27 protein-coding genes are annotated in these 26,203 nt (G+C 39.7%); 9 read left to right on the top strand and 18 right to left on the bottom strand.

Features of this window, described 5'->3' with window-relative positions:
- Positions 1-4: 4 nt before the first annotated feature.
- The 12 genes from rplP to rpsL all read right to left on the bottom strand — a co-directional run bounded on the left by rplP (position 5) and on the right by rpsL (position 7,754).
- A complete protein-coding gene (gene rplP, locus ACWPKD_RS10370; protein ID WP_026981383.1) occupies positions 5-424 on the bottom strand; it encodes a 50S ribosomal protein L16 in 420 nt (139 codons plus the stop codon).
- Positions 425-442: 18 nt separating this feature from the next.
- Positions 443-1,177, bottom strand: coding sequence for a 30S ribosomal protein S3 (rpsC, locus tag ACWPKD_RS10365; RefSeq protein WP_455412616.1), 735 nt, complete (start codon positions 1,175-1,177; stop codon positions 443-445).
- 8 nt (positions 1,178-1,185) lie between these two features.
- On the bottom strand, positions 1,186-1,596 hold the full coding sequence (rplV, locus tag ACWPKD_RS10360) for a 50S ribosomal protein L22 (protein WP_026981385.1): 411 nt from the start codon (positions 1,594-1,596) through the stop codon (positions 1,186-1,188).
- A gap of 9 nt (positions 1,597-1,605) precedes the next feature.
- Positions 1,606-1,884 carry a 30S ribosomal protein S19 gene (rpsS, locus tag ACWPKD_RS10355; protein WP_023570340.1) on the bottom strand — a complete coding sequence of 93 codons (279 nt, stop codon included), beginning with the start codon at positions 1,882-1,884 and terminating at the stop codon, positions 1,606-1,608.
- A 10-nt stretch (positions 1,885-1,894) separates the two neighbouring features.
- The gene (gene rplB / locus ACWPKD_RS10350; RefSeq protein WP_237790055.1) at positions 1,895-2,719 is read right to left on the bottom strand and encodes a 50S ribosomal protein L2; all 825 of its coding nucleotides are present in this window, start codon (positions 2,717-2,719) and stop codon (positions 1,895-1,897) included.
- Positions 2,720-2,725: 6 nt separating this feature from the next.
- Positions 2,726-3,016 carry a 50S ribosomal protein L23 gene (gene rplW, locus ACWPKD_RS10345; protein ID WP_455412615.1) on the bottom strand — a complete coding sequence of 97 codons (291 nt, stop codon included), beginning with the start codon at positions 3,014-3,016 and terminating at the stop codon, positions 2,726-2,728.
- A gap of 7 nt (positions 3,017-3,023) precedes the next feature.
- Positions 3,024-3,653 (bottom strand): 50S ribosomal protein L4, encoded by a 630-nt coding sequence (gene rplD, locus ACWPKD_RS10340; RefSeq protein ID WP_455412614.1) that lies wholly within the window; start codon positions 3,651-3,653, stop codon positions 3,024-3,026.
- Complete coding sequence (gene rplC, locus ACWPKD_RS10335; RefSeq protein ID WP_455412613.1) at positions 3,653-4,270, bottom strand: 50S ribosomal protein L3; 618 nt, start codon at positions 4,268-4,270, stop codon at positions 3,653-3,655. Before rplC ends, rplD begins: the two co-directional genes overlap by 1 nt.
- 116 nt (positions 4,271-4,386) lie before the next feature.
- Positions 4,387-4,692 carry a 30S ribosomal protein S10 gene (rpsJ, locus tag ACWPKD_RS10330; RefSeq protein ID WP_023579610.1) on the bottom strand — a complete coding sequence of 102 codons (306 nt, stop codon included), beginning with the start codon at positions 4,690-4,692 and terminating at the stop codon, positions 4,387-4,389.
- A gap of 11 nt (positions 4,693-4,703) precedes the next feature.
- Positions 4,704-6,860, bottom strand: a complete 2,157-nt coding sequence (gene fusA / locus ACWPKD_RS10325) for an elongation factor G (protein ID WP_455412612.1) — start codon at positions 6,858-6,860, stop codon at positions 4,704-4,706.
- Positions 6,861-6,870: 10 nt separating this feature from the next.
- On the bottom strand, positions 6,871-7,347 hold the full coding sequence (rpsG, locus tag ACWPKD_RS10320) for a 30S ribosomal protein S7 (RefSeq protein ID WP_367231019.1): 477 nt from the start codon (positions 7,345-7,347) through the stop codon (positions 6,871-6,873).
- Between the two features lie 23 nt (positions 7,348-7,370).
- Positions 7,371-7,754 (bottom strand): 30S ribosomal protein S12, encoded by a 384-nt coding sequence (gene rpsL / locus ACWPKD_RS10315; protein WP_026981392.1) that lies wholly within the window; start codon positions 7,752-7,754, stop codon positions 7,371-7,373.
- Between the two features lie 181 nt (positions 7,755-7,935).
- Between rpsL and ACWPKD_RS10310 the strand changes: the two genes are divergently transcribed.
- From ACWPKD_RS10310 to ACWPKD_RS10275, 8 genes are all read left to right on the top strand, one after another.
- Positions 7,936-9,603, top strand: coding sequence for a hypothetical protein (locus tag ACWPKD_RS10310; RefSeq protein WP_455412611.1), 1,668 nt, complete (start codon positions 7,936-7,938; stop codon positions 9,601-9,603).
- Between the two features lie 70 nt (positions 9,604-9,673).
- The gene (locus tag ACWPKD_RS10305; RefSeq protein ID WP_455412610.1) at positions 9,674-12,727 is read left to right on the top strand and encodes a SusC/RagA family TonB-linked outer membrane protein; all 3,054 of its coding nucleotides are present in this window, start codon (positions 9,674-9,676) and stop codon (positions 12,725-12,727) included.
- 4 nt (positions 12,728-12,731) lie between these two features.
- The gene (locus ACWPKD_RS10300) at positions 12,732-14,243 is read left to right on the top strand and encodes a SusD/RagB family nutrient-binding outer membrane lipoprotein (protein WP_455412609.1); all 1,512 of its coding nucleotides are present in this window, start codon (positions 12,732-12,734) and stop codon (positions 14,241-14,243) included.
- A 14-nt stretch (positions 14,244-14,257) separates the two neighbouring features.
- Complete coding sequence (locus ACWPKD_RS10295) at positions 14,258-15,070, top strand: hypothetical protein (RefSeq protein WP_455412608.1); 813 nt, start codon at positions 14,258-14,260, stop codon at positions 15,068-15,070.
- A gap of 18 nt (positions 15,071-15,088) precedes the next feature.
- Positions 15,089-16,057: a hypothetical protein gene (locus tag ACWPKD_RS10290; protein ID WP_455412607.1), complete on the top strand. Its 969-nt coding sequence runs from the start codon at positions 15,089-15,091 to the stop codon at positions 16,055-16,057.
- Between the two features lie 131 nt (positions 16,058-16,188).
- Positions 16,189-16,923, top strand: coding sequence for a 23S rRNA (guanosine(2251)-2'-O)-methyltransferase RlmB (gene rlmB / locus ACWPKD_RS10285; protein ID WP_455412606.1), 735 nt, complete (start codon positions 16,189-16,191; stop codon positions 16,921-16,923).
- A gap of 211 nt (positions 16,924-17,134) precedes the next feature.
- Positions 17,135-18,238 (top strand): c-type cytochrome, encoded by a 1,104-nt coding sequence (locus tag ACWPKD_RS10280; RefSeq protein WP_455412605.1) that lies wholly within the window; start codon positions 17,135-17,137, stop codon positions 18,236-18,238.
- Between the two features lie 10 nt (positions 18,239-18,248).
- Positions 18,249-19,943 carry a bifunctional metallophosphatase/5'-nucleotidase gene (locus ACWPKD_RS10275; protein WP_455412604.1) on the top strand — a complete coding sequence of 565 codons (1,695 nt, stop codon included), beginning with the start codon at positions 18,249-18,251 and terminating at the stop codon, positions 19,941-19,943.
- An 85-nt stretch (positions 19,944-20,028) separates the two neighbouring features.
- Here the strand turns inward: ACWPKD_RS10275 and ACWPKD_RS10270 are convergent, their stop codons facing one another.
- Complete coding sequence (locus ACWPKD_RS10270; protein ID WP_455412603.1) at positions 20,029-20,826, bottom strand: rhomboid family intramembrane serine protease; 798 nt, start codon at positions 20,824-20,826, stop codon at positions 20,029-20,031.
- A 185-nt stretch (positions 20,827-21,011) separates the two neighbouring features.
- On the opposite strand from ACWPKD_RS10270, the gene ACWPKD_RS10265 reads away from it, so the two are divergent.
- Positions 21,012-22,289 carry a replication-associated recombination protein A gene (locus ACWPKD_RS10265; RefSeq protein WP_455412602.1) on the top strand — a complete coding sequence of 426 codons (1,278 nt, stop codon included), beginning with the start codon at positions 21,012-21,014 and terminating at the stop codon, positions 22,287-22,289.
- A gap of 12 nt (positions 22,290-22,301) precedes the next feature.
- Here the strand turns inward: ACWPKD_RS10265 and ACWPKD_RS10260 are convergent, their stop codons facing one another.
- The 5 genes from ACWPKD_RS10260 to ACWPKD_RS10240 are packed head-to-tail and all read right to left on the bottom strand — an operon-like array spanning position 22,302 to position 26,142.
- Positions 22,302-23,036, bottom strand: coding sequence for a hypothetical protein (locus tag ACWPKD_RS10260; protein ID WP_455412601.1), 735 nt, complete (start codon positions 23,034-23,036; stop codon positions 22,302-22,304).
- A 1-nt stretch (position 23,037) separates the two neighbouring features.
- Entirely contained in the window at positions 23,038-23,727 is a 690-nt protein-coding gene (locus ACWPKD_RS10255) for a YjjG family noncanonical pyrimidine nucleotidase (RefSeq protein WP_455412600.1), read from the bottom strand.
- On the bottom strand, positions 23,728-24,267 hold the full coding sequence (locus ACWPKD_RS10250; RefSeq protein WP_455412599.1) for a hypothetical protein: 540 nt from the start codon (positions 24,265-24,267) through the stop codon (positions 23,728-23,730). It abuts the gene before it with no gap.
- Positions 24,260-25,516, bottom strand: coding sequence for an ABC transporter permease (locus ACWPKD_RS10245; RefSeq protein ID WP_455412598.1), 1,257 nt, complete (start codon positions 25,514-25,516; stop codon positions 24,260-24,262). The genes ACWPKD_RS10250 and ACWPKD_RS10245 overlap by 8 nt, the downstream gene beginning before the upstream one ends.
- Complete coding sequence (locus ACWPKD_RS10240) at positions 25,513-26,142, bottom strand: ABC transporter ATP-binding protein (RefSeq protein ID WP_455412597.1); 630 nt, start codon at positions 26,140-26,142, stop codon at positions 25,513-25,515. Before ACWPKD_RS10240 ends, ACWPKD_RS10245 begins: the two co-directional genes overlap by 4 nt.
- Between the last annotated feature and the right edge of the window lie 61 nt (positions 26,143-26,203).

Genomic DNA, 26,203 nt, shown 5'->3' with positions numbered 1-26,203 from the left:
TTTATTATGCTTCGAAATCTCTAGCAACGATAAACTTAGTTTTAACTGGAAGTTTTTGAGCAGCAAGACGTAAAGCCTCTTTAGCAACTGCGATTGGCACTCCACCAACCTCAAACATGATTCTTCCAGGTTTTACAACAGCAGCCCAGTATTCAACTGCACCTTTACCTTTACCCATACGTACTTCAAGAGGTTTCTTTGTGATAGGTTTGTCTGGGAAAATTTTGATCCATAATTGTCCTTCACGCTTCATGTAACGCGTTGCTGCGATACGAGCCGCCTCAATTTGACGAGAAGTAATGAATGAATAATCTAAAGATTTGATACCAAACATTCCATTTGAAAGTTCGTGACCTCTTTGAGACACACCTTTCATTTTACCTTTCTGTACCTTACGGTATTTTGTTCTTTTAGGCTGTAACATTTTTCTTTAGTTTAAAAATTACTTTCTTTTGCGTTGGTTTGGTTTACCATTCCCTTTTGGAGAATTTGAAGATCCTGTAGATTTAGACTGTTTTTTGTCCATACCTACTAACGGAGAAAGATCTCTTTTTCCGTAAACTTCACCTTTCATGATCCACACTTTGATACCCATTCTACCGTAAGTAGTATGCGCTTCACCTAGTGAGTAATCGATGTCAGCTCTGAAAGTTGATAGAGGAATACGTCCTTCTTTGAACATTTCAGAACGTGCCATTTCAGCACCGTTCAAACGACCAGAAATCATAACTTTGATTCCTTCAGCGTTCATACGCATAGCAGCAGCGATAGCCATCTTGATTGCACGACGGTATGAAATACGACTTTCAATCTGACGAGCAATACTTGTTGCCACTAAATACGCATCAAGCTCTGGTCTTTTAATTTCAAAGATGTTGATTTGAACCTCTTTGTCAGTAATTTTCTTAAGCTCTTCTTTCAACTTGTCTACCTCTTGACCACCTTTTCCGATAATGATACCAGGTCTAGCAGTAGTGATAGTAACGGTTACAAGTTTCAAAGTTCTCTCGATGATTACTTTAGAAACACTAGCTTTTGATAAACGAGCATGGATGTACTTACGGATTTTAGCATCTTCTGCTAATTTATCACCGTAGTCATTTCCACCGTACCAGTTTGAGTCCCATCCTCTGATGATCCCAAGGCGATTTCCGATTGGATTTGTCTTTTGTCCCATACTGCTTATTAATTGCTTTGTGTGTTATTAATATCTCCTAACACGATTGTTACGTGGTTAGAACGTTTTCTGATTCTGTGTGCGCGACCTTGTGGAGCCGGACGAAGTCTTTTCAACATCATACCGCCGTCTACACGGATCTCTTTTACGAATAAGCCTGCTTCCTCGATGTTCACATCAGCATTTTTCTGCTGATAGTTGTTGATTGCTGATAACAACAATTTCTCCAACTTACGAGAAGCTTCTTTTGAACTAAATCTTAATATATTAAGAGCTTTTTCTACCTTCTGACCTCTTACTAAATCTGCTACTAAGCGCATTTTTCTAGGTGAAGTAGGGCAGTTATTCAGCTTAGCAACAGCAACCTGCTTCTTAGCTTCTTTAGTCTGCTCGGCTCTTTCTCTTTTACGAACTCCCATAGCTTCTTATTATTTTTTACCTTTATTTTTAGCTCCAGCATGACCTCTAAAAGATCTTGTTGGCGAAAACTCTCCTAATTTATGACCTACCATGTTTTCTGTAACGTAAACAGGTACAAATTGACGACCGTTGTGTACTGCGATAGTCTGTCCAACGAAATCCGGAGTAATCATAGAAGCTCTAGACCAAGTCTTAACAACCCCTTTGTTACCTTTTTCGATATTTTCCTGAACTTTCTTCTCTAACTTAAAGTGTACGAAAGGTCCTTTTTTTAATGAACGTGCCATATCTTACTTATTATTTCTTTCTACGTTCTACGATATACTTATTACTCGGGTTAACTTTAGAACGAGTTCTATAACCTTTAGCAGGTAAACCTTTTCTTGAACGTGGGTGACCTCCAGAAGAGCGTCCTTCACCACCTCCCATTGGGTGATCAACAGGGTTCATTGCTACCGGTCTAGTTCTTGGTCTTCTACCTAACCATCTAGATCTACCAGCTTTACCTGATACAACTAACTGGTGGTCTGAGTTAGAAACTGCTCCAATCGTTGCAGAACAAGTTAACAAGATCAATCTTGTCTCACCTGAAGGCATTTTGATAGTAGCATATTTTCCGTCTCTTGCCATTAACTGAGCGAAAGTTCCAGCCGAACGAGCGATAACCGCTCCTTGTCCTGGTCTTAACTCGATACAAGAAATAACAGTTCCTAGAGGAATTTTACTTAAAGGCAAAGTGTTACCGATTTCCGGAGCCGCTTCTGGACCAGAAACTACAGTTTGTCCTACTTGTAAACCATTCTGAGCGATGATATACGTTTTAGCACCATCTGCATAGTGTAATAACGAAATGAACGCTGAACGGTTTGGATCGTACTCGATTGTTTTAACTGTAGCAGGAACTCCTACTTTAGTTCTTTTGAAATCTACTAAACGATACTTTTGTTTGTGACCACCACCTGTGTAGCGCATGGTCATCTTTCCTTGACTATTTCTACCTCCAGAGTTTTTTTTCGGTGCGATCAATGAACGCTCCGGCTTGTCAGTTGTAATAGTGTCAAAGCTATTTACAACTCTAAAACGCTGACCCGGGGTAATAGGTTTTAATTTTCTAACTGACATTTTCTATTAGATATTAGTATAAAAATCTATTGTTTCTCCTTCTTGTACTTGTACTACCGCTTTTTTGTAAGCATTAGTCTTTCCACTGATTAAACCACTCTTAGTGTATTTAACCGATCTATCAGCTCTGTAATTCATTGTATTTACAGCTACTACATTCACACCAAAAGCTGCTTCAATAGCGTTTTTGATCTGGATTTTGTTAGCTTTTTTGTCAACAATGAAACCAAAGCGGTTGAATGCCTCTCCCTCTTTGGTGATTTTTTCAGTAATGATAGGTTTAATTATGATACTCATAGCCCTATTATTTGCTTAAATTTTCTACAATCCCTTCTACTGAACCTTCTAAAAGCACTAAACTGTTTGCGTTTAAAATCGCATAAGTACTTAATTCTGAAGAAGTTACAACATTAGAAGCCTTTAAATTGCGCGATGACAAATATACATTTTTATTTGACTCACCCAATACGAATAAAGATTTTTTGTTTTCTAACCCTAAAGCTTTCAATACGTTAATGAAATTTTTAGTGTTTGGAGTTTCAAAATTGAAGTCTTCAAGAACTACTAAATTCGATTCTTTCATTTTTAAAGAGAAAGCTGATTTACGAGCTAATCTTTTTAAAGTTTTGTTCAATTTGAAAGAATAACTTCTAGGTCTTGGACCAAAAACCGTACCTCCACCTTTAAACAAAGGATTCTTTACAGAACCTGCACGAGCTGTACCTGTTCCTTTTTGTTTTTTAATCTTACGTGTACTTCCGGTCACTTCAGCTCTTTCTTTAGCTTTGTGCGTACCTTGTCTTTGATTTGCTAAGTATTGCTTAACATCAAGATATACAGCGTGATTATTAGGCTCAATTGCGAATACTGAGTCCGCAAGTTGTACTTTACGTCCAGTATCTTTTCCGTTGATATCTAATACTTTTACTTCCATTACTTCTGAATGATTACGTAAGAGTTTTTGTGTCCAGGAATCGCTCCTTTAATCACAAGCAGGTTCTTCTCAGCCACTACTTTTAAAACTCTAAGGTTTTGAACTGTTACATTTTCTCCTCCTGTTCTTCCCGCCATACGCATTCCTTTGAATACTCTTGATGGATAAGACGATGCTCCAACAGAACCCGGTGCTCTCAAACGGTTATGCTGACCATGAGTAGCCTGTCCAACACCACCAAAACCGTGACGTTTAACAACCCCCTGGAAACCTTTACCTTTTGATACTCCCACTACGTCTACGAATTCACCTTCAGCGAAAACATCTACAGTGATAACATCACCTAATTTATACTCGTTTGCAAATTCCTGGAATTCAACGACTTTCTTTTTAGCAGAAGTACCCGCTTTCTTAAAGTGACCTAACTCAGCTTTAGTAGCGTGTTTTTCTGTTTTGTCATCGAAACCAAGTTGCAACGCTTCATACCCGTCAACCTCATTGGTTCTGACTTGGGTAACGACACATGGACCTGCTTCGATTACAGTACAAGGAATATTCTTCCCGTTCTCGTCGAACAAGCTAGTCATGCCGATTTTTCTTCCAATTAACCCAGACATATTAAACTATTTATTAATAAATTATAAAAATTCTTATTTTTTTGAGTGTGCAAAAGTAGGGATTATGTTTTGAATATCAAAACATAATCCCTAAATACTTTAAAATGCGTGATTTATCACACTTTGATCTCTACTTCTACTCCACTAGGCAACTCTAATTTCATTAGAGCGTCGATAGTTTTTGAAGAGGAAGAGTAGATATCTAAAAGTCTTTTGTATGAACTCACTTCAAACTGCTCTCTTGATTTTTTGTTTACGTGCGGAGAACGTAATACAGTGAAAATCTTTTTGTGCGTTGGCAATGGAATAGGTCCAGTTACCACAGCTCCTGTACTTTTTACAGTCTTTACGATTTTTTCTGCTGATTTATCAACCAACATGTGATCGTAAGATTTTAATTTTATTCTGATTTTTTGACTCATCTTGATAAAAATTAAGCGTTACCTTTTGCTTTTTTAATTACTTCATCTGAAATGTTCGATGGAGTTTGCTCATAGTGAGAGAATTCCATAGTAGAAGTTGCACGACCTGACGATAATGTTCTTAATGTAGTTACATAACCAAACATTTCAGAAAGCGGCACATTTGCTTTGATAGTCTTAGCACCTGCTCTGTCACCCATGTCATTAACTTGTCCTCTACGACGGTTCAAGTCACCTACGATATCACCCATGTTTTCTTCAGGAGTAATAACTTCGATTTTCATGATTGGCTCTAAGATTACAGCTCCAGCAGCTTTCGCCACTTCTTTGTAACCCATTTTCGCTGCCAATTCGAACGATAATGCATCCGAATCCACCGCGTGGTAAGAACCATCCAATAAAGTAACTTTCAAACTATCAACTACATAACCTGCCAAAGGACCTTGCTTCATAGCTTCACGGAAACCTTTTTCAACTGCAGGGATATATTCTTTAGGAACGTTACCACCTTTTACTTCGTTTACAAACTGTAAACCAACAGGAGCTTTACCATCTACAAGGTCTGCAGGCTCTAAACGGAAAACGATATCCCCGAATTTACCACGACCACCAGATTGTTTCTTGTAAACCTCTCTGTGTTGAGCAGATTTAGTAAACGCCTCTTTGTACTCTACCTGAGGTTCACCTTGGTTAACTTCCACTTTGAACTCACGTTTCATACGATCTACAAGGATATCCAAGTGAAGCTCACCCATTCCAGAGATAATCGTTTGACCTGAAGCCTCATCTGTTCTAACTGTAAACGTAGGATCTTCTTCAGCTAATTTCGCTAAAGCCATACCCATTTTATCTACGTCAGCTTTTGTTTTAGGCTCGATCGCGATACCGATTACCGGATCAGGGAATTTCATCGACTCAAGAATGATTGGGTGTTTTTCATCACACATTGTATCTCCAGTCTTGATATCTTTAAATCCAACTGCCGCTCCAATATCTCCAGCCTCGATGTACTCGATTGGATTTTGTTTGTTAGCGTGCATTTGGTAGATACGAGAAATACGCTCTTTGTTTCCTGAACGCGTGTTCAAGATATAAGAACCTGCATCTAAACGACCAGAATATGCACGGAAGAACGCCAAACGACCTACATAAGGGTCAGTAGCAATCTTAAATGCCAAAGCCGCGAAAGGCTCTTTTACATCCGGACGACGTAAGATTTTAGTTTGATCTTCCTCTAACAAATCAGCATCATCAGGGTGGATACCCTCGATACCTTCTTTATCCAAAGGAGATGGTAAATATTTACAAACCGCATCTAACATGAACTGAACTCCTTTATTTTTGAAAGAAGAACCAGCAATCATCGGGATGATCGCCATGTCAATAGTAGCAGCTCTTAATGCAGCGTTGATTTCCTCCTCAGTGATTGAGTTCTCATCTTCCATGTACTTGTCAAGTAGATTTTCATCGTACTCAGCAACTGCTTCAATTAAGATCGATCTGTATTCTTTAACTTCAGCCACCATATCAGCAGGGATGTCTACGATATCAAAAGTTGCCCCTTGAGTAGCATCATGCCATACAATCGCCTGGTTTTTAACTAAGTCTACAACTCCTTTAAAATCGTTCTCTTCACCGATTGGTAAAGTAATTGCCACCGCGTTAGATTTTAACATATCCCTAACCTGCTGACAAACGTTTAAGAAGTTAGAACCTTGACGGTCCATTTTATTTACGAATCCCATACGAGGAACTCTATATTGGTCTGCTAATCTCCAGTTGGTTTCTGATTGAGGCTCTACACCGTCAACAGCAGAAAACAAGAATACTAAACCATCCAATACACGTAACGAACGGTTTACTTCAACTGTAAAGTCAACGTGCCCCGGGGTATCGATAATGTTAAAGTGGTAAGGTTTAGAATCTGCGATTAATTTACCTTGTTCCGTTGGAAAACTCCACTCACAAGTTGTCGCTGCAGAAGTAATGGTAATACCTCTTTCCTGCTCTTGCGCCATCCAGTCCATGGTAGCTGCACCATCGTGCACCTCACCAATCTTGTGTGATTTTCCAGTATAAAATAAGATACGCTCAGTTGTTGTTGTTTTACCAGCATCAATGTGAGCAGCAATACCTATGTTTCTTGTGAATTTTAAATCTCTAGCCATTTCTTATGAATTAAAATCTAAAGTGAGAGAATGCTTTGTTAGCTTCTGCCATTTTGTGAGTATCCATTCTTTTCTTAACAGCTGCTCCTTCTTCTTTAGCCGCAGCTAAGATTTCTGAAGCAAGTTTACCTGCCATAGATTTTTCATTTCTTCTTCTTGCATACAAAATCATCCATTTCATAGAATAAGAAATTTTTCTATCTGGACGAATTTGCATAGGAATCTGGAACGTAGCTCCACCCACACGACGTGAACGAACTTCTACGTGAGGCATAACATTTGTTAACGCATCTTTCCAAATTTCCAAAGCAGATTTTTCTGCATCTTGCTTTTTAGCCTCAACGATGTCCAATGCATCATAAAAAACTTTAAAAGCTGTTGATTTCTTACCGTCCCACATTAAGTTGTTTACAAAACGTGTTACTAACTGATCGTTAAATTTCGGATCCGGTAAAAGGGGTCTTTTCTTGGCCGCTCTTTTTCTCATGTCTTTTTCTTAAAAGTTAAAAATTACTTTTTAGCGTCTTTAGGTCTTTTAGCACCATATTTAGATCTTCTTTGAGTTCTACCGTTAACTCCGGCAGTATCCAAAGCACCACGTACGATGTGGTATCTAACACCTGGTAAATCTTTTACCCTTCCGCCTCTAACTAATACTATCGAGTGCTCTTGTAGATTGTGTCCTTCTCCTGGGATGTAAGCATTCACTTCATTACCATTGGTCAAACGCACACGCGCAACTTTACGCATTGCAGAGTTTGGTTTCTTTGGTGTAGTAGTGTAAACACGCGTACAAACCCCTCTTCTTTGAGGACAAGAATCTAAAGCAGCCGATTTACTCTTCTTAGTTACCTGGGCTCTCCCTGTTCTTACTAATTGTTGAATTGTTGGCATAATGTTTAATAAAAATTACTATCGTTATTAATTCCCGACACTTTTCGGGGCTGCAAATGTAGGAATTAAATTTTAGAAAACAAACCCTAAATATTTAATTTTCAATACAATTCTATATTCGGCAAAAATCACATATTCAAAAACCATTTTTTACGTTATTTTTACCAAAAGATTTTCCCGCTTGAAAAATTTGCTTCTTTTTTTACTTCTGATCAGCACCGGCTTTACTTCAAAAGCTCAAATTCTGCATTTGCAAATCGAAGGGAATTCCGCCGAAGAGACCAAAACTCTCGACAGCATCGGTTACAAAAAACTGCACGAAAATACCAAATCAATAGTAGAAGAAACAAAAAACCTGACTTCTACCCTGCTCCAAAAAGGCTATCTGGAAAGCCAGCTTTTCAATCAAAAAAAAGTAAACGATTCCACTTTTTTATACCAATATATAATAGGTGAAAAAACGAATCGCATACATATATATATAGGTAGGATTTCCGAAGGCGAAAAAAAACTGCTCGAATTCACTTCCGACACCATAAAAACAACCACCTCCGAAGTAGAAAACTTCATGAACAGCAACCTGGCCAAACTGGAACAAAAGGGGTATTCCTTAAGCGAGCTGCAATTAGTGAATCACCGAAAAGAAAAAAACCACCTGCTGGCCGAACTGAAAATCAAAACGGAAAAGAAACGCCACCTTAATGACATCGTAGTTGTCGGCTACACCAAATTCCCGGAAGGCATCCGCAAGCACATCACCAAACAATACCGAAAACAACCGTTCAACCAGGAGAACTTAAAACAACTGAACGACAATTTTAAAGCACTGCCGTTTATCAATCCGGTGAAATACCCTGAAATCCTTTTCACAAAAGACAGTACTAAAGTTTATGTATACCTGGAAAAAACAAAAGCCAACCGCTTTGACGGCTTCATAGGTTTTGCCAACGAAGAAAATACCGGCATCCGTTTTAACGGTTATCTTGACTTATTACTCAACAATGCTTTAAACACGGGCGAAAAATTCAACCTCTACTGGAAAAGCGACGGCAAAAAACAAACCACCTTTAATATCGGCACGGAACTGCCTTATATTTTCAAAACCCCGTTAGGTATCAAAGCGAATTTAAAAATCTTCAAGCAGGACAGCACTTTTCAAAATACTACTACCGATCTGAACTTAGGCTATTACTTTCGTTATAATTCAAAAGTATTTCTGGGCCACCAGTCTTCACAATCGGTAGACATCCAAAACACCAACAATTCGTTCATCAGTGATTTCTCAAACGCTTTCTGGACTACTTCCTACGAATTCACGGATTATAATTTTGATGATTTCCTGTTTCGGGAGCGTACAAGCTTATACTTAAAATTAGGGATTGGCAACCGTAAATCCAAACTGGAATCCACAGAGCAATATTTTACACAACTTAATGCCCATCACAATTTTTACCTTAACCGAAAAAACAGCATTTCGATAAAAAGCCAGACTTTTTATTTACACAGCAAGCACTACATCATCAACGAGCTCTATAGGTTTGGCGGCATCAACTCCATACGCGGTTTTACAGAAAACAGCCTACAGGCCGATCTTTTCACAGGACTAATGACAGAATATCGTTATTCCATCACCTCAGGCATGTACATACACACCATAACCGATTACGGCTATTTTCAGGATAAATCCTCTAACTTTAACGATAAAATACTGGGATTTGGATTTGGATTTGGGTTATTTACCAAAAGCGGCTTATTCAACCTCATTTATGCAAACGGAAGCTCAAAAGGACAGGAGATAAAATTGAACAATTCCATTATTCATTTAAAATTATCAGTTTTTTTTAGATAAAGAAAAAAAATATCTTTTTTCGTTCATATTTTTTTACAATATTTGCGGTTACTAACTCAAAATGAAAAATATGAAATTCAAATTTAATGCATGGCTTAGTCTATTAGTTATGCTTATTGGACAAACAATCTTTGCTCAGACAGGGGTTGTATCAGGAAAAGTTACGGACCAAGGAGGTTTAGGACTACCTGGTGTTTCAATTGTAGTAAAAGGCACTACAGATGGTACGCAAACAGATCTGGATGGAAATTACTCCATCAGTGTAAATCAGGGAGCTACCTTAGTTTTCAGTTCAATCGGATTAAAAACAAAAGAAATCGCGGTTAACGGTAAAACAATCAACGTAAAACTTGAAGACGAAGTAAACGTTCTTGAGGACTTGGTTGTAACAGCAGTCGGTATCAAAAGAAAACCGGACGAGTTAACTACTTCAAACCAGGTTGTTAAAACCAGCGAATTAACTCAGGCAAGTAACCCAAATGCTATTCAGAGTTTAGCTGGTAAAGTATCTGGACTTCAAATCAATACAACATCAACAGGATTAACACCAAACACCAGCATCGTATTGAGAGGGCCAAAATCCATCTCTGGAAACAATGAGGCTTTGGTTGTAATTGACAATATCATTTCAAGTGCAGGTGTTTTAGCATCTATCGACCCTAACTCTATCGAATCCATGAACGTTATCAAAGGGGCTAATGGTGCCGCTTTATACGGAGAAAGAGGTTCTAACGGGGTTATCATCGTTACTACTAAAAAAGGAAACAAAACAGAAAAACTTAGCGTAGATCTTGTTTCTTCTGTAACTTTTGAAGAAATCGCTTACTTACCGGAAACTCAAGACCGTTACGGACAAGGGTGGCAAGGTGATTTTGACTGGACTGACCAAGGTTCTTGGGGACCTGAGTATGACGGTTCAATCCAGGTAACAGGTATTCCTTACCCAACCGCTACAGACTGGAGATACAACCGTTATGAGCACGTTGAGGACAACATCAAACCATTCTTCAACACTGGGGTTACTTTCCAAAACAGTATCTCTATTTCCGGAGGTAACGAAGATGCAGGATATGCGTCTTTAAATTTCAACAGACAAGATTTTGAAGGTTTAATTCCGGATGACACAAGAGCTAAAAACTATGTTAGTTTCGCAGCCGGTAAAAAAATTGGAAAATTCAGAGTTTCTGGTATCGCCAGATACACTAAAGATAAAAATGAGCGTGCAAACGGTAGTCTTTACCAGACTTTATCAAACACACCAGGAAACATCCGTGTAGAACAATTCGGATCTGGAGACAACAATGACCACTGGACATTATATGACAACTCTCCGTACTGGGTGTTAAAAAACAGCCGTTCATTCTCAAACACTTCAATTTCTGAGTTAATGGGAGAAGGACAATATTTCGTAAACAAGAATATCGACATCCTTTTAAGAAGTTCTGTAAGAAGCGTAAGCACTAACTCTCACTCCTTCACAAATAGCTTTATTGATATTTACGAATACACCGGTACTAACAGATCAATCAGATCTTCTTACAACAGAAGTTTGACTGAGTCTACAACGCTTTACACCGATTTAATGGCTAACTTCGATTATCAATTAACGGAAAACCTTACTTTCAAATCGAACGTTGGTTTAAACCTTACTGAAACTAAATTCGGAGGTTTATCAGCAGGTGGTATGGACTTAACTTTACCAAACTTCTATGACCTTTCTAACATCTCTAACGTAATTGATGCTAACGAAAGTAAATCAAAACAACGTACAGCTGGTATTTTTGCCAATGTGGATTTAGGGTACAAAAACTACCTATACTTAAACCTAACAGGACGTAACGACTGGAACTCAGTTTTATCTTCAAATAGTGCGAACATATCAACTACTACCAATTTCTTCTATCCGTCTGCAGGTATTTCCTTCATCCCGACCAATGCATTTGAGTCTTTGAAAGGAAACATTTTAAACAAAGCTAAAATTTCAGCCAGTATTGTAAAAGTAGGTAATGCTTCTGCACTTCCTGCACACAGTCTTAACTTTACGGCAAATCAGGCTCCTGGTTATCCATATTTCCTGACGCCGGTTAACTCATTCTTATTGGAAACATCAAGAGTTGATCCAAACATCGAAAATGAGTTCATTACATCAAAAGAGATCAACCTTAACCTTGAATTCTTAAAGAGAAGGTTGACTTTAGATGCTTCTGCTACTTTCTCATCCAACACGAATCAGTTATTGAACACTACAAGTTCTAATGCTACCGGAGTTACTTCTACACTTATCAACGTAGGTAAAACCAGTTCAAAAGCATTGGAGGTTGACTTAGGTTTCACTCCTATTAAAACTAAAGATTTCGAATGGAATGGTTTAATTTCTTACTCAACATACAAAACTGTTGTTGACAAAGTAACTGACCAATCTAATATCGTAGGTTCTGGAGCTCCAGGTATCTATGCAGTTGAAGGAGAGCAATTCCCACTTATCAGAGGTACTGCTTATACAAGAGATGATCAAGGAAGAATCGTAATTGATGCTAATGGAAACCCAATCAGAAGCTCTCAGTTACAAATCTTAGGAAAAACAACTCCAGATTACATCTTAAACTTCTCAACTACTTTCAAATACAAAAACTTAAAACTAACAGCTGTTGGTGATTACAGAACAGGACACGTATTCTATTCAGGTGTAGCTGATCAGTTAAACAGCCAAGGTAGAACGATCGAATCTGCTCAGGGTGGTAGAGAGCCGTTTTTACTTCCTAACTCAACCGTTCAAGGTTCAGGAGTAACAAACACTACAGTATTATCAGGAGGTTCAGGTTCATACGCAGGTTACCAAAGTTATGTTACTGACAACTACGGTTATTTCGACGAGAACTTCGTTTTAGACGCTACTGCATTTAAATTAAGAGAGGTATCATTATCTTATGACATGCCTGCTAAATTTATCTCTAAACTTAAATTAAACCGTTTAAATTTAGGTGTTAGCGGAAGAAACTTATTGACTGTTTTACCAAAAGAAAACAGAGGCTATAATGATCCAGAGACAGGTAATGGTTTAGCTGGTTACAGTTTCACTCCTCCTACCAGATTCTATGCTTTTAGTATTAACCTTGCTTTTTAATTGTATGAAAAAAATATTTAGACCTTTAACCCACTTACTGCTTGTTGCTTTTGTATCAGCATCAGTAATTTCATGTGACGATTACGTGGATGTAAACAATGATCCGGGTAATCCTCCTGCCGAAAACATAACTCCAGAAGCAATGCTTCCGGGAGCTCAAACAACAACAGCGACTACGCTTAATGTAAGGATGAACCAATTAGGAAATTTGTTCACAACGAACTGGTCTGCCAATGCATCAGATTTTGCCAGCCCATTCAGAACAGAATTCCAGTACGATTTGACCAGTAACTTCTATACTGACATTTGGTCTAATTTAATGGTTAGAACTGCGAATTTCAGTCATATCGAAAACTACAATGACGGTGCAAACTGGGACAATCACAAAGCGATTGCAAAGATTTTAAAATCTTATTACTTCCAGTACTTGGTTGACTTATACGGAGACATCCCATACTCTGAAACACACAATGCAAGCATTTTGTTCCCTAAGTATGACGATGACAAAGACATCTACAAAAACTTATACGATGCTTTAGATGAAGCTGTTGACATGATTGAAAACACAGACCAGTCTACAGTGAAAAGCGCTACTGCTTCTGACGTAATCCTTCACGGTAACATGACCGAGTGGGTAAAAGTTGCAAACACGCTTAAGTTACGTTTATTGATCAGACAATCTGTATTAGCGCAAACGGATGCTGCAACTCAAACGTATTTGAACACAAAATTTGCTGATCTTGTTGGTGCTGAATTTGTTGGTTCAGACGTTACAGTTAACCCTGGCTACATCAACTCTGAAGGAAAACTAAATCCTTTCTACGAAACTTATGGTTACAATGCTTTAGGAAGTGATGCAGATTCAAACAGAAATTTAGTTGGCCCTTCAAGATATGTTTCAGATTTCTTAAAAGGTTTGGTTTCAGGAAGTACTGCAGATCCTAGAAGATTCAGAATCTTCGAACAACGTTCTGGTGCAGATATCTCTGGAACTGTTCAAGGTGCAACTACTGGAAGACCTTCTTATTTAGGACCTGGTATCATCAAAAGTTCAAACCAAGATTTATTCTTAATGCTTGCTGCAGAAAGTTATTTCCTTCAGGCTGAAGCTATGCAAAGAGGATACTTAGCCGGAGATGCACAAACGACTTTCGAAAGCGGAATCAAAGCATCTTTCAACACTTTAGGCTTAGATCCAAATGGTGCACAAGCTACGTCATACATTGCTAACGCTAACGGTGTTAATGGTCTAGGCTGGACTGCCTCTGCAGACAAAATCCAGGCAATTATCATTCAAAAATGGATTGCTTTGAACAGTATCAACGGTATCGAAGGATGGATTGAGTATACAAGAACAGGATTCCCTGCAAACATTCCTCTACCGACTATTACTACACAAACAAGCAGACCTGTAAGATTGTTATATCCTCAGTCTGAGTACTCTGGAAACTCGAACAACGTTCCTGCTCAAACTTCAGGAGATGCGTTTACAAGTAGAATTTTCTGGGATAACTAAAAAGAAGAAAAAACATGAAAAAAATTAAAATTTTACTAGCAGCCCTATTTGTAGGAAGCATAGCAACTTCTTGTTTGGTTGACGATGAAGTTTCAACCGAAAATTTAAAAGACACTCCAATCGTAGTTGGATTCAGCAGAACTAGCTTAAACTTTAGCTATTTCGAGAACGTTGGTACAGTTGAAAATGACATCTTTGTAGAGGTTATTGGTGGACAGACCGGTTTTTCGAATTCAGCAACGACAGCTACATTTGAAATCGACCCAAGCAGTACAGCTACGGAAGGTGAAGAGTTCTCATTCCCACAAGGAAAAACTTTCACTATTGATGCAAACCGTGATTTAGGTAAATTCAAAATCGCTGTTAACACTGGAAGTTTGGATCCTCTTGCTCCAACCTTTGTTAAATTAAACATTGTTACTAACGGTAGCTTACTTTCTACTAACTCAAGAAAGTCGGTTACTATCGAATTCGTTGGATGTAACTCTCAGATTATTCCTGGAACTTACCTAAACCCGGGCTTACCTACTTCAACAGGTGGTTCAGCTTTAGTTGAAGAAATTGCTCCTAACACATTTGAAACTGTTTTACCTAGATATACCTTAGGAGGTCAGTTGATTCGTTTCGTATTTAACGACACTTGTGGTACATTAACTATGGTAAGTTCAGATTTAGACGGTACGTATTTAATAACAGCGGACGACATTGTTTTCAATCCAACTGCAAACACAATCACGTTCACAAACCTTGTTATTCACAACGGTACAAGCCCTTCTGACCCTCCAGTTGTTCCAGCTATTGCGACATCAACTTATACTCTAAATTAATAACTTAATCAAACAGTTATGAAACAAAAAATTAAATTATTAGCTATAATTGCCGCATTAGGAATCACACCTTTCCTTTTGAATTCTTGTCAGGAGGATGAGTCTCTTGAGCGCAAAGGCAAACCAACCATCACGGTTGACAACAAAGACATTACAATCACTGAAGGTGAAGACATTGAATTAGACTTTACTTTCGAATTCCCTATCAAGAGCGTTGCAGAATTGAGAATGGAAGTTCTTAGCTCATCAACAGCTGATGGTGATGATTACATCAATGAATTGCCAACTGTTGAGGATATCGGAGGAGGTTTCTTCGGTGGTCCTGGTTATTATATCGAAATCGATCCTTTAACATCGCACTACACTTTGACTCTTGAATCTGTTCAGGATATTTTCCCTGAAGGTGCAGAAACATTAGAGTTAAGATTTTTCAGCGTTGGAAAAGGTGAAATCAAAATTGACCAAACTGTTAAGGTTACCATCAACAACTACACCTCTACTGATTTAATCAGCATCCTAAACTGGAATGGAACCTATATCGGAACAGATGGTGAAGAGCATGATAATTGTGACATTGACTTCGATTTAGAACTTTATGATGAGAGCTTCAACGTTGTTGCTGATAGTTACACAAACTGTCCTGAGGAAATTATTTCCTTGACAGGTGACCTTGCTGATGGCGATTATTACATCATTGGAAGTTTTTGGAGTTTAGGTGATGCAGACCCTATGCCTGATCAAGATATTCCTTTCACGGTTACCGTAGCGAAACAAGGGGTATGGGCAAGAGTTTTCGAATACCCAGACCTAATCAACACCAGCACAGTTCCTGCAGAAAACGGAAACGCTGATGCTTATGTTCCAGTAGGTATTGTAACTAAAGCAGGTGACACTTACACCTTATCAGATTTCGAAGGAAACGTATTGGAGCAAGGAAAAATCAAATCCAACATGTTTAAAAAAGGTTTGAAAAAAACCAGAAAATAATTTTCCCAAAGAGGTTGCCTAGGCAACCTCTTTTTTTTTTTTAAATCCTTCAAAAGAAGCACCAAAATACCTTATTCCCCATAACACCTAAATGTCCTCGATTTTTAGGTGTTTTTTTATACCTTTGCCAGATGGAAAAAGAACACCAGATATTTGGAATCCGTGCGGTTATAGAAGCCATCAATGCCGGAAAAGAGATTGACAAAGTTTTCATTCAGAAAGATGCCCAAGGCGACCTGATGCAGGAGCTCATGAAGACCATGAAAAAAAACAATATCAATTTCAGCTACGTGCCCGTTGAAAAACTCAACAGGCTAACCCACAACAACCACCAAGGCGCTGTGGCCAGCATTGCTCCTATCACTTTCGTATCGCTAGAAACTTTAGTGGAAGGCGTTATGGGAACCGGTAAAAACCCCCTATTCCTTATCTTGGACCAGCTATCAGATGCCCGTAATTTCGGTGCCATCATCCGTACGGCGGAATGTACCGGTGTGGACGGCATCATCGTTCAGAAGCAAGGTTCGGCACCTGTAAACGGCGACACCGTAAAAACCTCTGCCGGAGCGGTTTTCAACGTTCCGATTTGTAAAGTCGATCATATTAAAGATGCGATTTTCTATTTACAGGGTTCCGGAATCAAAACGGTTGCAGCCACTGAAAAAACAGACCAGAACATTTACGATATCGATTTCAGCGAACCGGTAGCCATCATCATGGGAAGCGAAGACCGCGGCGTAAATCCTTCGGTATTGAAAATTGTAGACGAAAAAGCCAAACTGCCTATGTTCGGAACCATTTCTTCCTTAAATGTATCGGTAGCATGCGGTGCGTTTTTATATGAAACCGTTAGACAGCGCAGTTAATTTAGACATATAAAATTGAAAAGTCCGGAGCGAATGTTTCGGGCTTTTTTGCTTATCCTGTTCCCGCTATCTCTCCAAGTCCTTCACGGTGTTACGGAGCTTTCCGTCCTATCGGGGCTAGTTAGGTTTCCATATTAATTTTAGCAAACCCATTAACAGTTTTTTAATAATTTTAGAATTATCCTGAGAATCATTTCATAATCCTTTTCGAATGTTTAAATTCGTTCCGGCTAAACCGCTACAACAAAAGATGCATTCGAACAATCAACAGCAACAACAATTCTCAACACTGGCAAAAAGACTGGTGTATTTATTTAGCTCCTTTATTTTTCTAATCCTAACAGCATTCGGTTTTCTCCTCTTCAAACCTTCCTTTAGCACAGGGCCCAAGAATAACGAAGCGGAAATCAGCAAACTGTACGCTGACCTTGAAAAAAAAGAAATACTGGAGAAAGAAATGGCAAAACTCTGGAAACCTAACGATCTTAACACTATAACAGACAGCACTTTAAAAGAACAAGTCGAATACGGCAAAGAGCTAATCGCACATACCTCTAAATACCTGGGACCCAACGGAAGCGTGAAACAAATCACAAACGGCATGAGCTGCAACAACTGCCATTTGGAAGCCGGAACCAAACCCTGGGGCAACAATTACGGTTCTGTGTATTCCATGTATCCTAAAATGAGAGCCCGAAGCGGACAAATAGAAGATCTTTTCAAGAGAATCAACGACTGCATGCAGCGCAGCCTTAACGGTGAGCCACTTGAAAAAGAAGACCAAGAAATGAAAGCCATGATTGCCTACATTGATTTCATAGGCAGCAATGTACCAAAAGGAAAGGAAGCCAATGGTGCCGGGATTTACAATCTGGAATACTTAGACCGGGCTGCCGATCCTTTAAAAGGCAAAACGCTATACGCTGCAAAATGTGTCACGTGTCATCAAACCAACGGACAAGGTGTTTTGGCAGCCGACAAAAAAGAATACACCTATCCGCCCCTATGGGGGAATACCTCCTACAACCAAGGGGCCGGATTATACAGAATCAGTCGCTTTGCCGGGTACATCAAATACAACATGCCTCAAGGGGCTTCTTACGCAAATCCTCAACTAACTAACGAAGAAGCTTGGGACATTGCGGCCTATGTTGAAACCCAACCAAGACCCACAAAAGATTTCAGCAAGGATTGGCCGGATATTTCCAAAAAACCGGTTGACCATCCTTTTGGACCTTTTTCTGATAAGTTTAGCGAAATTCAGCATAAATTTGGGCCTTTCAAACCTATAAAAAAAGCACACCCAAAAAAATAACCCCATACCCATGAGCAATAACCGAAGAAACTTTCTCAAATCCGTAGGAACCTTAGGGCTTGGCACCGCACTTGTGGCACCTTTTAATGCTATTGCCGGCACTAATCCGACCGAAGAAATTTTTACCGAAAAAGAAACAGATTTGACAAAACCGACAACGGTTTCCATCCTTCAAACAACGGATGTACATTGCCAAATCCATCCGCATGACGAATTATTTTGGGAAAATGAAAAAATGGTTTTCAGAAAAACAGGTGGTTATGCTCAGATGAAAACCCTTTTCGACCAATTAAAAAGAAAAAACCCGAACACCTATACCATTGATACCGGCGACATGTTCCAGGGCAGTGCCTTAAGCGTAAAAACAACAGGCGATGCTTTTATCCCTATCTTAAACGCTCTCGGCTATGACCTATACCTTCCCGGCAATTGGGAAGTGATTTATGGAAAGCGAAAAATGCAAACCCTTATGGGCTCCTTACATGCTCCGAAAATATGTACCAATATGTACCATGATTTAGGAGACGGTAAACGCGGTGAACTTATTTTCCAGCCTTATACCATCTGGAACATTGCCGGTGCAAAAATCGGGTTCTTGGGCTATACAGATCCTTTGGTTCCAATACGTCAAAGCCCGAATTACAGTAAAGGCATCGTCTATACCAATCCCGAAGAGAATCTCGCCCATTATGTAGATGTATTGAAAAACCAGGAACAATGCAGCTTTATCATTATCATTGCACATCTTGGTCTTTCCCAACAAATCGCGCTGGCCAACAGCCCGGAATGCAAAGGCGTAAATTATATTTTAGGAGGCGATACCCATGAACGCGTGCGCAAACCAATTATATGTCAATATGCTAAGGTGGTGGAACCGGGTGCCTTTGGATCATTCATCGGCAAACTGGATTTAACCGTTCAAAACGGAAAGGTAATTGAGGACCATTATGAACTGATCGAAGTGAATTCCTCCAAAATAAAACCGGATACCAAAATCCAAAAACTGTTGCAGGAAAAAGAAACACAGCATCACGAAAGCATCAGTCAGGTTTTGGGTTACAGCACCATTCCGCTCTACCGTTATTTCGTAGTGGAAAACCCGATTGACACCATGATTCTGGATGCCTTAAAATGGAAATTTCCGGAAATCGACATTGCCCTGTCCAACGGATTCCGTTTCTGCCCTCCAAAAACAACACCGGATCATACCGGTAACATCCCTATTACCAACGGATTCATTTTCGACATGCTGCCTGTAGACAGTACGGTAAGAACAGCCAAAGTAACAGGAACCCAATTGAAAAACTGGCTTGAAAAAGAATTGAACAATGTTTTTGCTTCCGACGCTTCCAAGCGTTTTGGCGGCTGGGTCGTGAAATTCAAAGGAATGGAAGTACAATTCAATGCTTTTGCGGAAATGGGGAAACGCGTACAAACCATCACCGTTAAAAACCAACCTATTGAATACGACAAATACTACTCCATCCTGGCCTGTGAACGCGATGGCGATCCTGTAGACATGCTTTGCCGGATGAAAGGAGTGGTCGAGCCTAAAAACACTAACGCCACTTTACATACCGTGATGCGGGAGTATTTAGCCACGAATTCTCCGGTGACACCGTTACCACAAAAAAATGCAATTATCCTCGATGCTCCAGAGACCTTACTTACACAGGTAACAGGCGTGGATTATACTTTTAGATAAGATTTTAAAGAATTAAACAAAGTCCGGAGCGAGAGTTTCGGGCTTTTTTGTTTTCCTTAATCCCGCTCTCCCTCCAAGGCCTTCACTACGTTACGGAGCTTTCCGTACTATCGGGGCTAGAAGGGTTTCCGTTTTCTTGCTGGCTGTCTTTCAGGAAATAAATTACCGGCAAGTTGGAGATAAAATAAGAATATTGCTGCTCCATCAGATCCGGTTTTGGCGGTGGCGAAAAATTCCCGTTTTCGTCGAAATGTTTCATAAAAGGATCTTGCGAAGGATCAAAATCCGGTCGTTCCCAATCGTATCTTATAGGTTTTTGATAATCCTGAGTCTTAATAAAATAGGACAGCAGAAAACCGGTGATAAAACCCGCCAAATGCCCTTCCCAGGAAATATTCTGCTCGGCACTAGGAAACAAATACCAAACCATTCCGCCGTACAAAACCACTATGGTCAGCGAAAGTGCCACCAAACGGTAATACTGGGACTGAATCCCTTTGAAAAACATAAAACTCACCAAAACATAAATCAATCCACTGGCACCGATATGCATGCTTTCCCTACCAATAAGCCAGGTCCCGAAACCGGAAAGCAAAATCCCAAAAAACAACACGTTGAAACTCTGTTCCCTATAGAAATACCGTAAAGCCATCACCAAAAAGAAAAGCGGAATGGAATTGTTATACAAATGCTCCAGACTGCCGTGTAAAAAAGGACTCAGCACTATTCCTTTCATTCCGGAAAAGGTACGAGGGTAAATTCCGTAATCGTATAAACTAATCTTAAAACGGATCTCAACCCAAAAAACCACCCAAATGGCCAACAGAAAAAGTAAAGGCCAGGCAATCACGGAAGCGGAAAATTTGAAATCGGTTTCTTTCATCAGATTGATTTTATACTAGTGCTATCAAAAACATATCCAAACTAAATTTAATGAAGTTTTGGCAGAAATTGGGTATTTGATGCTTTGGTTATTTGTTGATTTGACAACAGAAATGTCTAAATTTGATGTTTCGTAATTCCCAAATAACCGAATCATCGAATTGACGAAAAACCAAAAATAAAAAAATGGAAGCACCTTTAGCCGAACGCATTCGTCCGCAAAATTTATCGGAATATATCAGTCAGTTACATTTGGTTGGCCCCAACGGTTCGTTAACCCATCAGATCAATCGTGGCATCATCCCATCACTTATCTTATGGGGACCTCCGGGAACGGGAAAAACCACGCTGGCGCAAATCATGGCACAGGAAAGCAAACGTCCTTTCTATACTTTAAGTGCTATCAATTCCGGGGTAAAAGATATCCGTGAGGTAATCGACAAAGCCAAACAAAGCGGTGGCCTTTTCACAGCTAAAAATCCGATTCTATTTATCGATGAGATCCATCGTTTCAGCAAATCACAACAGGATTCTTTATTGGCCGCTGTGGAAAAAGGCTGGGTAACCTTAATTGGCGCCACTACCGAAAATCCAAGCTTTGAGGTAATTCCCGCCCTATTGTCAAGATGTCAGGTATACATACTGAATGCTTTCACGAAAGACGATCTGGAAGCTTTATTGCATCGGGCTATCGAAACCGATACTATCCTCAAAACCAAAGACATCAAGTTAAAGGAAACGGAAGCTTTACTGAGGCTTTCCGGAGGTGACGGAAGAAAACTGCTTAACATCTTCGAACTGATCATCAACGCCTCAGATTCGGAATCCATTGAAATCACAAACGAAAAGGTAATGCAATTGGTACAGAAAAACACGGTACTCTATGACAAAACAGGAGAACAGCATTACGATATTGTTTCGGCTTTTATCAAATCAATCCGCGGAAGTGACCCCAATGGAGCGGTTTACTGGCTGGCCCGAATGATAGAAGGGGGTGAAGACGTGAAGTTCATCGCCCGAAGAATGCTGATTTTAGCTTCCGAAGATATCGGCAATGCCAACCCGACCGCGTTAATCCTTGCCAACAATACCTTTCAGGCAGTAACCACTATCGGTTATCCGGAAAGCAGGATTCTCTTGAGCCAATGCGCAATCTATCTGGCCACTTCAGCAAAAAGCAACGCCAGTTATATGGCTATCGGGAAAGCACAGCAAATCGTAAAACAAACCGGTGATTTGCCGGTACCCATCCATTTGCGAAATGCTCCGACCAAACTCATGAAAGAACTCGGCTATGGTGACGAATACCTGTATTCCCACGATTATGCCAATAATTTTACCGCTCAGGAATATTTACCTGATGAACTTTCCAACACCGCCTTTTACGATCCGGGAAATAACGCCCGTGAACGGGAACTGCGCCAGTTTTTGAAAAACCGCTGGGAAGATAAATACGGCTATTAAAAAAAATGGAGATTAAAATTTAATCTCCATTTTTTCTGAAACAAGTTTATCGTTAAGATAGTATTCAAAATACCAACTCCCTGCTTTATTGATCATAACTCCTGAAAGTGTCTCTTTTTGTGCGATAAAAACATTTGCATCCGTAGTTTTAAAAACCTTCATAATCACTTTCGGGGTGGTATCTACCAACTGATAGCCATTGGCAATGGGTTGAGCATAAAGACTGTTTGCTGAAACCGTTTTGGTCGTTACAACCACCGTCTTATCTTCGATTTTTACACTTTCCACCTGCGTTGTAGTCACTACCGGATTTGAGATAACCGTTTTAGGAGCACTTTGTAAAACCGATACCGATTTACCGGCTCCGCGAAAAGCTTCCAAATAAGCTTTCGAATAGGATTTATCACGGCTAGTGCCTTCCTGGGACATAAAAACGGACTTATTCTGACAATCTTTCAATTGCAGTTTAATCTTGGTGGCAAACATGGTATTTTCCTCGATCATGTCTGCATACAGCGCTTTGCATCTGTTTTCAGATATTTCAAGCGGTAATTTATCGGTATCATAAAAAACCTGGAAACCTTGCTTTTCAAAAACCATTTTTGTCAGCGCATTCAGATTATATTTGTTGGGCTCATTAAGAAAACTGAACTTCGCAGGAACAACAATATACTGATAATCATTTGCCTCCTGTGAAAAGGTTACGCCGCAAAACAATAGTCCGGCCAATAGTAATAGCTTTTTCATCTTATAATATGTTTTTTAATTCTGTCAGATGATATACCTGCGGTACATCATTTTGAACGGTTATTCTAAATTCGTTAAAAAAAACGGCATCCAGCCCAATATTCAAAGCGCCTTCGATATCTGCCTCAAAACTGTCGCCAATCATCAGACTTGAATTTTTTTCTGCTTTTGCCAGATTCAGGGCATACTCGAAAATTTTAGGATTTGGCTTTTTTACCCCCGCCATTTCCGAATTGGTTACCGTTGAAAAGTAATGCGCGATATTCGAATTCCGCAGTTTCCCGTACTGAACTTCATGAAAACCATTGGTAATGATATGCAGGTTATACTTAAGCTTCAGGTAATCCAAAACTTCGATCGCTCCTTCAAAAAGATGGTTAAACGTCGGCAGGTATTTAATGTATTCTTCTGAAATCAAATCAATGGTAGTGTCGTCAACATCAAAAGACACGCTGTCAAACGAATCTTTCAGCCGCCTGTAACGTAATTCCAGATGCCCGATTTTTTCCTGCTGGTACAAGACCCAATACTGTTGGTTTATCGGCGGATAATACTTTAAAAATGCTTCGACATCAACCCTAATGGAATGTTCCCGGAAAATTTTCTCAAAAGTCAAGGCGGAATTACGATCAAAATCCCAAAGCGTATGGTCAAGATCAAAAAAAATATCGGTCTTGTTGGAAAATCTCATTTATTTGGCTCCTTTCACAATTACAGCATCTTCGATATGATAAATCCAGTCGTCCACATTGGTTTCATTGGATCGGAAGGTTCCCACTATCGTAACATACTGATCGGTTCTCAGTTTTGGGGTTTCGCCTCGAAATTTAATTCCGGCAATCGTTTCAGGCCCTGATTTCCCACAGAAAAAACAAGATGCAAACACGTTTTTGCTCAACGCATAATTTTTGTTATCTATCGGCACAATGAAACCGCTCATGGCTACTTTGCGTTTGTTGGTCAGACGCAGTTTGGTATTCACCACCGGGAACATCACTTCACCGTAGCTTTCATGCTTTTTCTTCACGAATTTGATGTCGCCCAGCAATTTCCAGGTAAGCGTATCCGGATGCTTCTGAAAGAACGAAACTTCATTCGGAAAGGAAACAAATCCGGCCTGCTGAAACCTAAAAGCATTTTCATCCAAAGTTTTTTCCTTCGGACTGTAAAAAGCTTCCATAAGCAGGAGCGCAACAATTAATATGGATAATAGTATATACGATTTACGCATTGGACAACGTTTTTGAAATATTTAAACGATAAGCCTTAACCGCCGGTATAAAAGCCGCCAAGAGCCCTACAAATATAGTTACTAAAAATAAAACTCCTTCCTTCTCCCAAACCAGTTCCAACGGATTGAATGCAATCTTGAATTCTTCATCGGAGGATTTGGAGATGAATACCAAAGCTATTCTACCAAGAATTGTTCCAAAAACAAAGCCGATGGTACACAAAATCATACTTTCAATAACAATCGCCTGCAACAACTGGAAACGGTAAGCCCCCTGAATCCTTAGCAAGGCAAATTCGTATTTTCGTTCTTTCAGCGTATTGAACAAGGCAATAAAAATGCTTATCCCTGAAATCAGCATGATCCCATACGCAAGATATTGCAACGCTTCCAACCCAATCCCGAAAAGTGTGAAAAGACGGTTGATTTCAATTGCCGGAGAAGCAGCCTGCATCTTGGTGTTTTGTGCAATCATTCTTGGCCATAAGACAATGCCCATTTTGTTGCGGAACTTAATCAGTACTGCTGTGATTTCTTTACCTTGTTCTACAATGGTGAGATCTTGCTGCGTTTCGTCCCCTTCCTCATGAACATGTTCTGCTTCCCCATGTGGGTGCACACCTTCTTCATGGTCATGGGTTTCGTGCATCGCCCAAACACTCTGGATATTGGAAAGAATCAGATTATCGACCACTTTCCCTGTTTTAGATGCAATCCCTACTACCTTATAAGCGGCCTCTTCGTGCTTCTCACCTTCTTTGGCGTCGCCGTGGGAACCAAAAAAGCTGTCCCCTACTTTCAATTGAAGTTTTTCGGCAATTTCACTTCCGATTACGACTTCGTAAGTATTGGCAAACATTTTTCCGTTCTCAACCTTTCCGCCGAATTTGGCCAGATATTCAGGCGTAGTCCCTAATATCTTAAATCCGAGATAATTATCACCATAAGCCAAAGGTATTGCAGATTTCACAAACGGGTTTTGCATCCAGGTTTTAGCTTCGCTGTAATCGATATTTCCCGTTGGCGCATCCATCTGATAAACGGATGACAGTACTAATTGTAAAGGACTTCCCTGAGCTCCCAAAACCAAATCGATATCATCGGCATTGCTGGAAAACTGTTCCTCGAATTGTTTGTTCAGCAAAATCAAAACGGTGATGATCGCCACGCTCGACATCAATAAAATGATGCTCAGTACAGTGCTTAAAGGTTTGAACCAGGTATTTCGCCACGCTAATTTTACAATCATGATAACGAAATTTGGTTGGTGAATCGTTCTTTTAAACGGGAATCGTGGGTTACGATAACCAAGGCAGTTTTATATTCCACGGATAATTTCTCAAGTAAATCGGCTACTTTAAAAGCATTTTCATCATCCAGACTCGAAGTAGGCTCATCGGCCAATACCACTTTAGGATCGTTAATTAAGGCCCGTGCAATGGAAACCCTTTGCTGCTGGCCGACACTCAATTGGGATGGCAATTTATGCAGCTGATCTTTCAGATCAAGGTGTTCCAATAAGGCTTTTGCTTTATCTTTCGCTTTCTTCCCGGAAGCCAGCCAAGAGGCCAGCGTTACATTTTCCAAAACGGTAAATGCTTCAATAAAATGGTTTTCCTGCAACACCAAACCGATATTTTTTCCACGGAAATAATCCAACTTCCGTTCCGAAAACTGCTCGATATTAGTATTATTGATGATCACTTCGCCGGAACTTGCTCTTAACAGCCCGCCCAATATGTGCAACAAAGTAGTTTTCCCTTTTCCACTTCCGCCTGTTATCAGACAGGTCTCCCCTTCCTGACAATTCATGTCCGGAAACTGAAACGACGTTGCAGTATTATAGGAAAACGTTATGTTTTTGGTTTGGATCATCCGGAAACAATTTGGCGCAATTTAAGAAATTGAGAAAGAATAACATCTTAAAGGAACCTTA

The organism is Flavobacterium pedocola (assembly GCF_053764385.1).
The sequence above is the reverse complement of the archived record's forward strand: the minus strand, read 5'-3'. Positions and strand labels throughout refer to the sequence as shown.

Bases quoted from the DNA above. Each gene is read 5' to 3' on its own strand.
- ACWPKD_RS10265 (WP_455412602.1), top strand. From the start codon at position 21,012: ATGGAAGCACCTTTAGCCGAACGCATTCGTCCGCAAAATTTATCGGAA.
- rplW (WP_455412615.1), bottom strand. From the start codon at position 3,016: ATGAGTATCATAATTAAACCTATCATTACTGAAAAAATCACCAAAGAG.
- rpsS (WP_023570340.1), bottom strand. From the start codon at position 1,884: ATGGCACGTTCATTAAAAAAAGGACCTTTCGTACACTTTAAGTTAGAG.
- ACWPKD_RS10240 (WP_455412597.1), bottom strand. From the start codon at position 26,142: ATGATCCAAACCAAAAACATAACGTTTTCCTATAATACTGCAACGTCG.
- rpsC (WP_455412616.1), bottom strand. From the start codon at position 1,177: ATGGGACAAAAGACAAATCCAATCGGAAATCGCCTTGGGATCATCAGA.
- ACWPKD_RS10295 (WP_455412608.1), top strand. From the start codon at position 14,258: ATGAAAAAAATTAAAATTTTACTAGCAGCCCTATTTGTAGGAAGCATA.
- fusA (WP_455412612.1), bottom strand. From the start codon at position 6,860: ATGGCTAGAGATTTAAAATTCACAAGAAACATAGGTATTGCTGCTCAC.
- rplC (WP_455412613.1), bottom strand. From the start codon at position 4,270: ATGTCTGGGTTAATTGGAAGAAAAATCGGCATGACTAGCTTGTTCGAC.
- rplB (WP_237790055.1), bottom strand. From the start codon at position 2,719: ATGTCAGTTAGAAAATTAAAACCTATTACCCCGGGTCAGCGTTTTAGA.
- ACWPKD_RS10275 (WP_455412604.1), top strand. From the start codon at position 18,249: ATGAGCAATAACCGAAGAAACTTTCTCAAATCCGTAGGAACCTTAGGG.
- rpsJ (WP_023579610.1), bottom strand. From the start codon at position 4,692: ATGAGTCAAAAAATCAGAATAAAATTAAAATCTTACGATCACATGTTG.
- ACWPKD_RS10260 (WP_455412601.1), bottom strand. From the start codon at position 23,036: ATGAAAAAGCTATTACTATTGGCCGGACTATTGTTTTGCGGCGTAACC.
- ACWPKD_RS10280 (WP_455412605.1), top strand. From the start codon at position 17,135: ATGTTTAAATTCGTTCCGGCTAAACCGCTACAACAAAAGATGCATTCG.
- ACWPKD_RS10290 (WP_455412607.1), top strand. From the start codon at position 15,089: ATGAAACAAAAAATTAAATTATTAGCTATAATTGCCGCATTAGGAATC.
- rplP (WP_026981383.1), bottom strand. From the start codon at position 424: ATGTTACAGCCTAAAAGAACAAAATACCGTAAGGTACAGAAAGGTAAA.
- ACWPKD_RS10255 (WP_455412600.1), bottom strand. From the start codon at position 23,727: ATGAGATTTTCCAACAAGACCGATATTTTTTTTGATCTTGACCATACG.
- rplD (WP_455412614.1), bottom strand. From the start codon at position 3,653: ATGGAAGTAAAAGTATTAGATATCAACGGAAAAGATACTGGACGTAAA.
- rpsG (WP_367231019.1), bottom strand. From the start codon at position 7,347: ATGAGAAAAAGAGCGGCCAAGAAAAGACCCCTTTTACCGGATCCGAAA.
- ACWPKD_RS10270 (WP_455412603.1), bottom strand. From the start codon at position 20,826: ATGAAAGAAACCGATTTCAAATTTTCCGCTTCCGTGATTGCCTGGCCT.
- ACWPKD_RS10250 (WP_455412599.1), bottom strand. From the start codon at position 24,267: ATGCGTAAATCGTATATACTATTATCCATATTAATTGTTGCGCTCCTG.
- ACWPKD_RS10305 (WP_455412610.1), top strand. From the start codon at position 9,674: ATGAAATTCAAATTTAATGCATGGCTTAGTCTATTAGTTATGCTTATT.
- ACWPKD_RS10245 (WP_455412598.1), bottom strand. From the start codon at position 25,516: ATGATTGTAAAATTAGCGTGGCGAAATACCTGGTTCAAACCTTTAAGC.
- rplV (WP_026981385.1), bottom strand. From the start codon at position 1,596: ATGGGAGTTCGTAAAAGAGAAAGAGCCGAGCAGACTAAAGAAGCTAAG.
- ACWPKD_RS10300 (WP_455412609.1), top strand. From the start codon at position 12,732: ATGAAAAAAATATTTAGACCTTTAACCCACTTACTGCTTGTTGCTTTT.
- rpsL (WP_026981392.1), bottom strand. From the start codon at position 7,754: ATGCCAACAATTCAACAATTAGTAAGAACAGGGAGAGCCCAGGTAACT.
- rlmB (WP_455412606.1), top strand. From the start codon at position 16,189: ATGGAAAAAGAACACCAGATATTTGGAATCCGTGCGGTTATAGAAGCC.